We start from the raw sequence: 13,281 nt of genomic DNA, 5'->3' as shown, positions 1-13,281 counted from the left end.
ATTATAGGAATAGTAGTAATGTTGTTAAGTTTTTGAATCTAAATCCCGAAATTTTCTTCGGGATTTTTTTTATTTCTTATTTTTACAAAAAAAATGATATAAAATTTTGAGTAAAAACATCATCATCACAGGAACTTCCCGCGGAATTGGTTATGAATTGGCGCTACAGTTTTCCGCTGTAGGTCATAATGTGTTGGCTATTTCCAGAAAAACCCCACAGACTTTAATTGAAAATCCGAATATTACTTGTCTTTCTATCGACTTGTCTGTTGAGGAAGATTTGAAAAAAGTGGAGCAATTTTTAGAGCATACCTGGAAAAAAGTAGATGTGATTATTCATAACGCAGGTAGTTTATTACACAAGCCTTTTGACCAAATTTCAGCGGAAGAATTTGAAAGCATATACAAAGTCAATGTTTTTGGAGTGGTTAATTTAACCCGAACTTGTATTCCGTTTTTGCAAAAAGGAAGTCACGTAGTGACAATTAGTTCAATGGGTGGGATTCAAGGAAGTATGAAATTTGCTGGATTAGCGGCCTACAGTTCTAGTAAAGGGGCGGTAATTACTTTGTCGGAATTATTAGCAGAAGAATACAAAGAACGCGGAATTGCTTTCAATGTGTTGGCTCTTGGTGCTGTGAATACCGAAATGCTACAAGAAGCGTTTCCCGGATACGAAGCACCACTTTCAGCAAAAGAAATGGCCGATTATATTTTCAATTTTGCCCTTACTGGGAATAAATATTACAATGGGAAAGTGCTTCAGGTTTCTTCTACAACTCCTTAAAAATTGAGCGATACTTTATTAAAATACCTTCCTGAACATTCCGTTCCCCTGTGTTTTGAGTTAATCAAAGCCAATCACGTGCATCTCAAAATTGTCAACGAACGGGTGACACGTCATGGTGATTATCGAAGAGAACGCGATGGCTCCCATATTATTACGGTAAATTTTTCGCAAAATAAATACCGATTTTTAATTACCTTAATTCATGAAATTGCTCACTTGGTCGCTTTTGAAAAATTCGGAAGAAATATCAAACCTCATGGAGACGAGTGGAAACTGACTTTTCAACGATTGATGGTGCCTTTTATTCGCCCGGAAATATTTCCGAATCAGTTGTTGCCACTTATTGCGCGTCATTTCCGAAATCCGAAGGCAAGCAGCGATACCGATGCTACTTTGGCTTTGGCTTTGAAACAATTTGATCCCGAAAATGATAAACATTATGTATTTGAAATTCCGTACGGAAGTACTTTTAGAATCCATAATGGAAAAATATTCAAAAAAATAGCCCAACGCACCAAGCGATACGAATGTCTTGAAATTAGTTCGGGCAAAACTTATTTGTTTAATCCCAATGCGGAAGTGGAGTTGTTGCCGAGTTAACTATAATTCTTTGTAACTTTGCCAATTCGTTACTTTGTAGCAGATAGAATATATGAACAAAAATTATTACGCAATATTGATGGCTGGAGGAGTTGGTTCTCGTTTTTGGCCCGTTTCAACCACCGAATTTCCAAAACAATTTCACGATATGTTGGGTTCGGGAGAAACGTTAATTCAGAAGACTTTTTCCAGATTATCTAAATTGATACCTGCAGAGAATATTTTGATTTTAACCAATGAAAAGTACAATGATTTGGTTTTGGAACAATTGCCTCAAGTCAAGCAAGAACAAGTTTTATTGGAGCCAGCAATGCGTAATACGGCACCCTGTATTTTATATGCTTCGTTGAAAATTCAAAAGCAAAATCCCGATGCCGTAATGGTGGTTGCCCCTAGTGATCACTGGATTGAAGATGAAACGGCTTTTACCGAGAATTTACAGCAATGTTTTGATTTTTGTGCTAAAGAAAGTGCTTTAATGACACTTGGCATTCAACCGACTTTCCCCAATACAGGTTTCGGATATATTGAATTTGATAAAACCGATGCCAATCCAATAAAAAAAGTAAAACAATTCAGAGAAAAACCGGATTACGAAACCGCAAAATCATTTTTAGACAGTGGTAATTTCCTTTGGAATGGAGGTATTTTTATATGGAGTGCTAAAACAATAACGGAAGCTTTTGCTACTTTCCAACCCCAAATGAACAGTTTGTTTCAGCAAGGTTTTGATAGCTACAATACTGCTTCTGAAAAATTATTTATTGATCAAAATTATTCGCTAGCCGAAAATATTTCCATCGATTATGCCGTCATGGAAAAAGCGGATAATGTATATGTACTTCCTGCTACTTTCGATTGGAACGATTTGGGTACTTGGGGTTCGCTTCATGAAAAATTGGACAAAGACGATAATAATAATGCAGTGGTGAATGCAAAAGTAGTCCTAGAAAATGCTTCCAACAATATAGTGCGTTCGGATGCCGACAAGCTGATTATTATCGACGGATTGCACGATTATATTATTGTTGACAGAGAAGGAATATTGCTTATTTATCCGAAAAGTAAAGAGCAAGACATCAAAGCAGTGGTTGCGAAGTTGAGTAGCCATTAGTTTTTTCAAAAGTCACAAATAAAAGAAAATTCTTACGCAACCTTATTGTTCTATAGTCATCTGTATAGTATGATTCTATCACAAAATATGTATAGTCCTATTTCGAAAAAAAAGCAATATTTACAACTTGTAGTATGTATTCTTTTTTTTAATTTTTCTTTCGGACATCTAGCAAATTTTGCTTTGGGCTTGCAAGTCACTCCCACAAATGAAACGTGTCCGGGGAATGGTCGTTTGGATTTTTTGGTTACCAATCCAACTCCAGGGGGGACAATCATTTATACAATATATAAATTACCTAATCTCACAACACCCATTGTCACCACTCAACTGAATACCTTTACTGGTTTAGTGGCTGCAAATTATAGAGTAGTGGCCACTGAATCATTACCGAATGGGGATGTCAATACGCAGCAAGTAGATACTGTTATTTTAAACCTTATCACACCCCTTCAAGTGAACTATTTGGTAACTCCTCAAACGTGTATGCAAAGAGGTTCTATAACAGTTACAACACTTGCAGGACAGCCTGTTTTGTTTGAAATTATAGCGGGACCAAATGCCCCTGTTTCTCAAACCTCTACCATATTTACCAATTTAGTAAGTGGCAATTATCAGATTAAAATCACTGATAACTGTGGTGCATTTATCACTCAAAACATAACGGTTGATTACTTAAATCCAAATCTGGTTTTTGGAGGCAACACTATTACTCTTCAAAATTGTGCTTCGATAGATGTTAAAAATACGATTACAGCCAGCACAGGACAAATCATGTATCCATTAACCATTGTATACACGATTTATGATCCGAGTGGAAATACAACAACCTCTTCACAAGTTGTTACTTCTGGAGATCTTAATCTTTTATTACTTTCCCAACCTATTGTATTTTATTACGACCAGTTCTATCATTATGCCATTACTGTTACCGATAGTTGTGGAAATGTTTTTAATAGTTCTGATTTTGCATTGCATCCCGAAATGGATGTTACTTCAGATATTGGAGTGTCAAATTGTAATACTAAAAAGATTCAAATTAGTGTTAATGAATTTGGCTTTCCTCCCTTTACAGCCAGTTTTTTAAACGCACCGGCAGGATTTGTACCAACCGTATTTAATACTTTACATCCTAATTTTAGTAGTTCTCCGTTTGTTTATTACAACTCATCAACGCCATTGCCTACAGGTAATTACGAAGTACAAGTTACCGATGCCTGTGGTAGATCCGGAATTACGAATTTTGTAATAGATAACAATCAACCACTACACCCCAACATAGTGGTTTCGCAGCTAAAAGGTTGTGCTGTAGGGTATTCTTCCTTAAATATTAACATAAATAATATAGCCTATCAAATTGTATCGGCCGATTTAGCAGCTGCTCCAGCAACCTATACGAGTACCCTGCCATTAAATTTAAATTCGTTTATTTATAACGGTCAAATTTATTTATCAAATCTAACTTCAGGGAATTATCAATTTAAAATCACGGATAGTTGTGGCAATGTTCGAGATGTTTTTGCAAATGTTGTTGGATATCAAATTACATCAAACAATTTTTCAGTTATCAATGGCTGTTCTCAATTTAGTTTGGATTTACGAAATGTATCCAATATTCCTTCAAGTCTTGTTACTTATTGGATACAAAAATTCAATCCCTCTACAAATGAATGGGTTCATCCCATAACTGGTGTTTCTTCTTCAAACGGAATTAATAATAATAACGCATTATCATTACTAAATAATTCAGTAAATGTTGTTAATAATTCAACAGGAAGGTTTAGAATTGTCAAATACTTTTACAGCTTCAAACTTCCTACTTTGACTAATTTTAGTTCAATACATTATTGTATTGAAGAATTAGGGGAATTTGAGTTTTATTTTGAACCAAGAATCAGGGATATTTATAGTTTTTCTTGCGGAAATAATTTATACCAAGTCATAGTTGATGTTATTGGTGTTGCCCCTTTTCGATATGAAATAATTGAAAAGGACGGACTGCCTTTTTACAGAGACAATGGTAATTCCAGTATTTTTGATAATGTAGCTCCAGGGGTGTATAAATTTAGAGTTACAGATTCTTGCGGAAATGAAAGATTAAGACTGTTTGAAGTGAGTGGAAATGTAATTTTGACGATTGCAGCAACGCCATTTTGTGAAGGAAGTGTAGGCTCATTGCGGGTACCTTTCTTTCCTTATTTGCAGTATGAATGGTGGAAAGATACTGCTTCTTCAACGATACTGAGTTCGACTAATGTTTTGGCATTTAATCCATTCAGCAATGCTAATAATGTGGGAACCTACCATGTTCGGATTACCAATCCAGGTAACCCGAATACGTGTATTAGCTTCATAGTAGATTATACAATTCAAGCATCTTCACCCAATCCAAATGCTGGAGGTGATGCAACTGTTTCCTATTGTGGTCGTCAGGGGACGGTTAATTTATTTAGCATTTTATCAGGCGCATATGATACAAACGGACTGTGGCAAGAAATTTCGAATAGTGGAACCTTGACCGGCAATTTATGGAATTCTGCAACTGTAACTCCCGGGACCTATCGTTTTAAATACACAGTAAATGGATCATGTGGATTTCAAGATGAAGCTTTGGTGACAATAACTATCAACGAGATTCCACAAACACCAATTGCTACTTTTGATCCCATCGTATGTGATTCAGGAATTTTACAATTGTATGCAACAGCAGTTCCTGGGGCGACTTATGTTTGGAATGGACCTAACGGATTTAATTCGACTTTACAAAACCCATCAATTGCAAATATTTCTGCTTCTAATACTGGTGTTTATACCGTAATTGCTGTAAAAAATGGTTGTAACTCTGGGATGAATTCTGTAGAAATTGATGTTAAGAACACGCCAGATTTTTCCATTTCCACCACTTGTTTTAACGGAAGTAAGCAATTATATATTGAACCCATTGGAAATACAATTGCACAAGAATTTTCGAATTATGTTTGGACATTTCCAGACGGCACTTCTCATACCGGAAATCCAATTTCAATTGCAACTGGTGATTCAGGGGGATATTCTGTAGCAGTTCAAAATCAAGAAGGCTGTTCGACTTCCAAAGAAATTGTGGTCAAATGTACTTCTTGTGGTTACATCCCAAAGGGTGTTTCGGCAAACGGGGATAATCTAAATGAGGCTTTTGATTTGCAATGCTTGGAAGGTGTCAAAAATGTAAAAATCTACAATCGATACGGAGTGCTTCTTTTTGATCAAGACAATTACGTAAAAGAGTGGAAGGGACGAGATAAAAATGGTGCTTTGCTTCCAACGGCTACTTACTATTATCAGATAACTTTCAATTCCGGTGAAACGAAAACAGGTTGGGTGTATTTGACGTATTAAATTCCTTCTTTCAATACTGCCTCTCTTACTTTTTTAAACAATTCAGAAGAATAGACAAAGTCGGTTACCGCTTCATTATCGGTTTTAAAGATTTGGGTTTTATCACCTTCCCAAGCTTTTAATCCATTTTTTAAGAAAACGATTTTGTCACCAATTTCCATTACTGAGTTCATATCATGGGTATTAATCACGGTAGTAATGTTGTATTCTTTTGTGATTTCTTGAATCAAATTGTCAATTACAATCGCTGTTTTTGGGTCCAATCCCGAGTTGGGTTCGTCACAAAATAAATATTTCGGATTGTTTACAATTGCACGAGCAATCGCCACACGTTTTTGCATTCCTCCCGATAATTCAGAAGGTTTCTTGGTGTGTGCGTTTATTAAATTAACGCGTTCGATAACAAAATCAACACGTTCCTTAATTTCTTTTTTGTTTTTATTGGAAAACATTTTCAAAGGAAAACCAATATTTTCTTCTACGGTCATCGAATCGAACAAAGCGCTACCTTGAAAAACCATTCCAATTTCGGTTCGCAATTCGCGTTTGTCATCATCAGATAAATCGGAATAAATTCTTCCGTCAAATGAAATAGTTCCACTATCAATTTGATGAATGCCTAATAATGATTTCAAAAAAACGGTTTTCCCTGAGCCTGATTGTCCAATAATTAAATTGGTCATTCCAGCTTCTAAAGTCGTTGTAATCCCTTTTAACACCATTTGCTCACCAAATGATTTTTTGATGTCTTTTACTTCTATCATAATTAATTAGCTAAAAGGAGTTGGGTTAAAATATAATTGCATAAAATGATTACCACCGAGGTCCAAACAAAGGATACAGTACTGGCTTTACCTACTTCCAAGGCGCCGCCTTTCATGTAATAGCCATGAAATGAAGGAATAGTAGCCAATAAAAAAGCAAATACGATGGTTTTTATAAAAGCGTAGGCAATGTGAAAAGGAATAAATTCCGATTGAATTCCGGTAATAAATTCATTAGCAGTGGCAAATCCACCGTAAACAGCTGCTAGCCAACCCCCAAATACTCCTAAAAACATACTGATTCCGATCACAAATGGGTATAATAATAACGCAATTAATTTTGGAAATACTAAATAATTGAGTGAATTAACTCCCATTACTTCTAACGCGTCAATCTGTTCCGTAACCCTCATTGTTCCAATACTCGACGTGATAAAAGAGCCCATTTTACCGGCCATAATTATGGAAATAAACGTAGGAGCAAATTCTAAAATTACCGATTGTCGTGTCGCAAAACCTATTAAATATTTCGGAATTAAGGGATTGGTTAAATTCAAAGCTGTTTGAATGGCAACAACACCTCCAACGAAAAACGAAATAAACGCCACAATCCCTAAAGAATCAATAATCAAATCATCAACCTCTTTAAAAATTAATTGGCGCATCATAGACCATTTGGTAGGTTTTTTGAAAATTTCGCGAAGCATTATAAAATATCTTCCGATTTGCGATAAGTAACGGACTAACATCATGGTGTAGAATTCAGTTTGTAGCGTTCAGTTATGTACTACGTGGTAAAAATACTATATTTTGATGGATTTTTAAAGTTTCAATTGCGCATTGAATTTTTAACTGAAATTTTATAAGTAAAATTTAATATTTATAATTTTTAATTAGTTAACTTTATGAAAACTAAATAGTTACAAATTTTACTCTTCCTTAATTGTTGTATTTTAATTTTAAAATTATTGTTATGAAAGCGAATAAACCATCATACGAAGAACTTCTTGAATTGGTAAATGAACTGCAGCGAGAGCTTGACAAATCGAATTCGTTATGGAATCAATTCAAAGATGAAAGTAAGGTTTCACAATTAAAATCTATTGAAAACAAAGAACTTACGGTATCGGTTTTAAATCGTATCAAAGCGCCATTGGATACTGTTGTCGGACTAGCAAAACTTATAAGTACGGCCAATTTAGATTTTGAAGAAAAAAATAATTTATCGGAAATAATTGCAAATACTGCTACGGAATTACAAAGTATTTTTTCTGAATTTTTGAGCTACAATGCCTTGAAAACACATGTTAATGAATTAAACATTAAAGAGGTTTCCTTAAATGAATTGCTAGACGATTTGAAAATAAAATTTCTAGATCAAGTGTTTTTTAAAGACTTGAGTCTGCGCTCGGTAAAAGGATTGTCGGATGAAGATGATATGGTTTTTACGGATAGAGAGATTGTTAACCAAATTTTTTCTAGTCTACTGAGTAACGCCATTAAGTTTACCAATAAAGGATATGTCGAAATGGGCTATCAAGTAGTCGATAACGAATTGCAATTTTATGTAAAAGATACGGGAATCGGTATCGATAATTTAGAAAACGCGGTTGTTGAAAATCAGGCTAGTATTGGGCTCGCAACCGTAAAACAATTGGTTGAATTGTTGCATGGAACCTTACAAATAGAGTCTAAATCAGGTTTAGGAACTAGTATTTCTTTTCAAATTCCATACGAACCAGCCTTAGAAAAAGTGAAAGAGGAAGCGAAAAAAACGATTAAAGTGTTAATTGCCGATGATGAAGAAATTAGCTTTATGTTGCTTAAAAAATTGATGCAAAAAGGGGATGTTGAAATTATTAGAGCTAAAAACGGAGAAGAAGCGTATGAGATTTATAAAAGCAATCCCGATATCAATTTGATTCTGATGGATTTACGTATGCCACAAGTAGATGGTTATGTTGCTGCACAACTCATTAAGAGCGAGTCACCTGATATTCCTATCATAGCCCAATCGGCTTATTCGTTTAAAGACGACAAAGAAAATGTGAGTAAATCTTTTAACGGCTATCTTTCCAAACCGGTTAGCAAAAAAGAATTTGAAGAAGTCGTGAATAAATATTTAGACTTAGCGGAATTGAATTGAAAATGTAAAATAAATGTAAACCAGATGCACCTCAATTGAGGTGTTTCTTATTTAAATAGCTTCGCTTTCATTTTTTTCCAACGGTAGGCTCTGACAAATTTGGCTTGTTCTGGAGTGACTAGCATGGTTTTGTTTTCGGCTTTGGCTTTCCAAAATCCACTGAGGTAATCGATAAATAATAAAGGTTTTCCTTTTCGCATCGCTAATTTTAACGAAGCAACAGCCGTGATAAAAAACCCATAACCCAAAGTGTAAAAAGCTTCCCCTTGTTTGTAACGCGCCGCTTTGTTGTAATTGGCGCCGGTTGGTTTTAGATGTTTGACTTGTAACGATTCATCCGTCACGACTTTCCAATTGTAAAATTTGCAAAGCAATTCATCAACGGTATCCCAACCCATAGCAGGTTTCAATCCCCCAATTTGCTGGAAAGTTACTTTTCGATAGGCTTTAAATGCTCCGCGAATATGATCTTTATCGGTTAGATTTTCTAAAATCCAATGACCATCTTTTTCAATGTAAGCAAACCCGCCCGCCATGCCAATCGTGTTGTCGCTTTTAAAATGCTGAATAATGGTTTCGAAATACTGCGGCGGAAAAATCAAATCCGAATCGCCTTTGACCATGATATCATAATCATCATCCAACGTTTCTAAACCAGCTTGAAAGGCTTGAATCACTTTGCTTCCCGGTAAATGTATGGCATCTGATTTTTTCTCAACCAAAGAAATCCAAGGGTGTTTTTCAAGATAAGATTGTACAATTTCGGAAGTTTTATCGGTCGAATTATCATTCACAATCACCGCTTTTTTAGGTAAAACGGTTTGATTGACTAACGATTCTAGCGTTAAGCCAATAAATTTTTCTTCATTATGAGCCGGAATGACAATATAATAGTTCATTGTTTCTAATAAGTGCTACAAACGTACATAAAATTTTTAATTTTAAAATTTTAGGTCAAGTTCCCGCTTTCCAACCAAAAATAAATTTTTAAAGCGGAAATATCTTTATTTTTGTGGGATTAGAAAACGATTCGCTTGAAAAAGAAACAAATAGCCTTTATCGAAATGGAAACGCATTCGGCGTTATTAGAACAATGGTATTTGTTGGTTTCGCAAATAGACTCTATTGATTTTCATTTTTTTGTCAGCCAAAAAGTATTCGAAAAATTAACAGCAATTCCGATCAATCATATTACGATAATCGCTTCCGTTAGGGCGACTGATTTTTCAAATTTTGACGCGGTAGTGGTGAATACTTTGCATCGTAATTTTTCGGATTATGCGGATTTATTTCAACAAAAAAAGGTTTTGTGCTTGGTACACAATTTGAATTTTAGTTTGTTTCTGAAATCGATTTCTTGGAAAAATATTTTTAAAGAGAAAGAAAAATTAACCTACTTTTTAAAATTGTATCTCAAAGAAAAAGTGGGTTCGAAACGAAACGTAGTGCATCGCGCCAAAAATTTCGGTGTGATTTCTGCATCGGCTTTAGAAACCATCAAAACAGATGGGAGATATTCTGAAAAAAGTCGCTTAATTCCGATGAATTATTGTCAAAATTCCGAATTCCCTTCTTCCGATAGGATTCAAATTGTCATGCCTGGAAATGTTTCCAACAAACGAAAAGATGTCGATTTGTTGTTTAAAATCCTTCCAAAATTACAACCACAATCCAAAATCCATTTTACGTTTTTAGGGAAACCCGAAAATGATACGGTTTTGCAACAATTGGAACGTTTGAAAACGCAATGTCATTCCAATATTTCGATTACGCATTTTCACAAGTTCATCCCTTGGGAAGAGTACAGTAAAGTAATTGCTCAAGCGCATTTATTGTTGTGTCCCATCAAATCAAAAACTTCTTTTTATTGGGTGGATGAGTATTATGGAAGTACAAAAGTCAGTGGGGCAGAAGCCGATTGTATTTATAATGGTAAAATCGGAATTTTCCCAAGCAGTTACCCTAAAATGGATTGGCACAATCTGTACTATGAGGACAAAAATGATTTGAAAAAAATAATAGAAGATTTGAATGTAGAAATAATTAAAAAAGAGTATAAAAATCTAAATCCTTACTTAGAAAAATATACTTTTGAGAAAGTAAAAAGTGAATTAGAAAAACTATTGTTAAATTTATAAATGTAACCGCAAAGGCCACAACGATAGCGCTAAGTTGGCAAAGTTTTGCGTTCATTGCATTAACCTAGCGAACCTAGCGGTTTAAAATAAAAAAAATGAAATTTTTAATCAAATTGGCCTACAATTATTGGCCTTCTTTATATAAAAAACGTTATTATAAAACCTTGGATTCGTTACCAACTGGGAATTACAAATGCGAACCAGAATTGTTGTACATTCATCAAGTTTTGAAAGGTGATTCGGTTTTTGTCGATATTGGAACCAATAAAGGGATTTATTTGTATCAAGCGGAGAAAGTAATCCAATCAGGAAAAATATACGGATTTGAACCGAATGAAAGTTTGGTGAATTACATTCAGCCCTTATTCCCGAAAGTAAAATTGTTTACCTATGCAGTTTCGTCCCAAACCGGAACTTCGGTATTGAATATTCCAAAAAAAGGCAACGGATTGCAAGATACCAGAGCGTCATTAGAAGCTATGGGTGATGCCGTAGAGAAAATCGAAATTAAAACCATTACGCTAGACGATTGGGTAAAACAGGAAGCTATTTCTAAAATTGATGTTGTCAAAATTGATGTTGAAGGTCATGAATTTGATTCGATTAAAGGATGTTCCTCCATTTTAAATACCGTCAAACCGATTTTTATCATTGAAATTGAATTGCGCCATGCAAAGTATCAAATCAATGAAATTTTCGATTTTATAAAAGGTTTCGGTTACGATGTGTTTTATTATGATAGAGCAACATTAAGCCTGAAACCGTTTGAAGTGTCACAAATCGCCGATTTCCAGAAAGAGGAATACTTGAATGATTTTAATACGTATATTAATAACTTTATTTTCATTCCGAAATAGTTATAATTTATAATTCAAAATGAGTGTAGTCGCCAGACAAAGTTTAAAATACAGTATCGTAGGTTATTTCAGTACCTTGATAGGAATTCTATCAACGGTATTTTTATATCCGAATGATTTTGAATTTGCTGGAAAACTGCAATTTGTTTTTCAAACGGCACTACTTATCTTGCCAGTTGTAGCTTTGGGAATCATGCATGCCAATGTGCGATTTTTTCCAAAAATGTCGGTCGACAATCAGCAACAGCAACTTTTTAAGTTTTCGATCGTCTTTATTATTGTTAATTTTTTTATTGGAGTCGGCTTGTTACTTTTGGCGGTGCTGATTTTTCCTTCCATCAAACAAACGGATTTTTGGGAATACAGTCCCTATATTTTACCGATGACTTTGCTGTTGGCTTTAATTCAGCTGTGTTCCAAATACATTTCCATAAAAAAGCGAATTGTGGTTCCCAATATTTTTGAGAATGTCATCCCGAAAATAGGAATGTTGGCGGCTTTTGCTCTTTTTGTTTTTTATCACTATTCCGAAGAAAATGCGATGGTGCTTTACATGGGTTTCTTCATTTTGGCTTTTTTTGGTATGATGTTCTATCTCAACCGATTGGAAAAAGTATCCAAGAAAATAAATTTTGCGTTTCTAAAAAAAGAAGGTTTTGGCCGAGAACTGATGGTGTATTCGGTCTATACTTTTTTAGGAAGTATGGGGTCAGTTATTGCCTTGAATATAGATGCGACGATGATAGGTGAATTATTGACTTTTTCAGAAGTAGCGATTTACAATACTTCGCTGAATCTAGTGCGAATGATCACGGTTCCGGCGTTGGGTGTGTATACAATTTCGGCGCCTATTATTGCAGGCTATATTGCCGAAAATAATATGAAAGATTTGAAAAGTTTGCATTATAAAACCTCTTTCTATCTGTTTGCTATTGGTGCAGTATTGTTCGGTTTAGTAGCGGTTGGAATTGAAGATTTGTTTGGTTTGATGAAAAACGGAAGCCAGTTACTCAAAGGATTGAATGTGGTCTATATCATGGGCTTTGCTTTTTTGTTCGATTTGGCAACAGGATTCAACGGATATATTATTACGAATTCCAAATATTATAAATTCAATAATACCACAACGATTGCTTTGGCTTTGCTGACCATTTCTACGAATCTAATTTTTCTCTTTTGGTTTAAAATGGGAATTGTAGGTGTTTCTTTAGCTACAGCTTTGTCCTTAACAACTTACAATTTGATTAAGATTGTTTTCAACTACAAAAAGTTCGGGGTACATCCTTTTGGGGTAAAGTATGTCTATGTTTTAGGGATTTTGATTTCGGTTATATTGATCGGTAAACTTTTGCCAGACCTCGATAATCAATTTATGACACTTTGCTATAAACCTTTGGTTGGACTGATGATTTTTGCCTTCGGAAATTGGATTTTTAAAATTATTCCGATAAAAGAAGTTTTGCCTAAATCGTTATTTAAATAATTTACACAACATAA

11 protein-coding genes are annotated in these 13,281 nt (G+C 34.7%); 8 read left to right on the top strand and 3 right to left on the bottom strand.

Annotation, left to right across the window (positions count from 1 at the left end):
- Positions 1-103: 103 nt before the first annotated feature.
- The 4 genes from EQG63_RS10360 to EQG63_RS10345 all read left to right on the top strand — a co-directional run bounded on the left by EQG63_RS10360 (position 104) and on the right by EQG63_RS10345 (position 5,879).
- Entirely contained in the window at positions 104-787 is a 684-nt protein-coding gene (locus tag EQG63_RS10360; protein ID WP_129436299.1) for an SDR family NAD(P)-dependent oxidoreductase, read from the top strand.
- Between the two features lie 3 nt (positions 788-790).
- Positions 791-1,390 (top strand): SprT-like domain-containing protein, encoded by a 600-nt coding sequence (locus tag EQG63_RS10355; RefSeq protein ID WP_129436298.1) that lies wholly within the window; start codon positions 791-793, stop codon positions 1,388-1,390.
- A 52-nt stretch (positions 1,391-1,442) separates the two neighbouring features.
- Complete coding sequence (locus EQG63_RS10350) at positions 1,443-2,504, top strand: mannose-1-phosphate guanylyltransferase (protein WP_129436297.1); 1,062 nt, start codon at positions 1,443-1,445, stop codon at positions 2,502-2,504.
- An 87-nt stretch (positions 2,505-2,591) separates the two neighbouring features.
- Positions 2,592-5,879, top strand: coding sequence for a gliding motility-associated C-terminal domain-containing protein (locus EQG63_RS10345; RefSeq protein ID WP_164974498.1), 3,288 nt, complete (start codon positions 2,592-2,594; stop codon positions 5,877-5,879).
- Here EQG63_RS10345 and EQG63_RS10340 read toward each other — a convergent pair.
- Both EQG63_RS10340 and EQG63_RS10335 read right to left on the bottom strand, forming a co-directional pair.
- The gene (locus tag EQG63_RS10340; RefSeq protein WP_129436295.1) at positions 5,876-6,643 is read right to left on the bottom strand and encodes an ABC transporter ATP-binding protein; all 768 of its coding nucleotides are present in this window, start codon (positions 6,641-6,643) and stop codon (positions 5,876-5,878) included. The two genes, EQG63_RS10345 and EQG63_RS10340, sit on opposite strands and share 4 nt — an antisense overlap.
- A 2-nt stretch (positions 6,644-6,645) precedes the next feature.
- Positions 6,646-7,395, bottom strand: coding sequence for an MlaE family ABC transporter permease (locus tag EQG63_RS10335; RefSeq protein WP_129436294.1), 750 nt, complete (start codon positions 7,393-7,395; stop codon positions 6,646-6,648).
- A gap of 221 nt (positions 7,396-7,616) precedes the next feature.
- Here EQG63_RS10335 and EQG63_RS10330 point away from each other — a divergent pair, with 221 nt between their 5' ends.
- Entirely contained in the window at positions 7,617-8,789 is a 1,173-nt protein-coding gene (locus tag EQG63_RS10330) for a response regulator (RefSeq protein ID WP_129436293.1), read from the top strand.
- 47 nt (positions 8,790-8,836) lie between these two features.
- Here EQG63_RS10330 and EQG63_RS10325 read toward each other — a convergent pair whose 3' ends face one another.
- Positions 8,837-9,688 (bottom strand): glycosyltransferase, encoded by an 852-nt coding sequence (locus EQG63_RS10325; RefSeq protein WP_129436292.1) that lies wholly within the window; start codon positions 9,686-9,688, stop codon positions 8,837-8,839.
- A 135-nt stretch (positions 9,689-9,823) separates the two neighbouring features.
- On the opposite strand from EQG63_RS10325, the gene EQG63_RS10320 reads away from it, so the two are divergent.
- From EQG63_RS10320 to EQG63_RS10310, 3 genes are all read left to right on the top strand, one after another.
- On the top strand, positions 9,824-10,927 hold the full coding sequence (locus tag EQG63_RS10320; RefSeq protein WP_129436291.1) for a glycosyltransferase family protein: 1,104 nt from the start codon (positions 9,824-9,826) through the stop codon (positions 10,925-10,927).
- A gap of 95 nt (positions 10,928-11,022) precedes the next feature.
- The gene (locus EQG63_RS10315; protein WP_129436290.1) at positions 11,023-11,784 is read left to right on the top strand and encodes an FkbM family methyltransferase; all 762 of its coding nucleotides are present in this window, start codon (positions 11,023-11,025) and stop codon (positions 11,782-11,784) included.
- Positions 11,785-11,803: 19 nt separating this feature from the next.
- Entirely contained in the window at positions 11,804-13,267 is a 1,464-nt protein-coding gene (locus EQG63_RS10310; protein WP_129436289.1) for a lipopolysaccharide biosynthesis protein, read from the top strand.
- The last annotated feature ends 14 nt before the right edge of the window (positions 13,268-13,281 follow it).

It is taken from the genome of Flavobacterium amnicola (genome assembly GCF_004122165.1).
GTDB classification, from domain to species: domain Bacteria; phylum Bacteroidota; class Bacteroidia; order Flavobacteriales; family Flavobacteriaceae; genus Flavobacterium; species Flavobacterium amnicola.
Note: the sequence above shows the minus strand (reverse complement) of the source record. Positions and strands in the feature narration are given on the sequence as shown.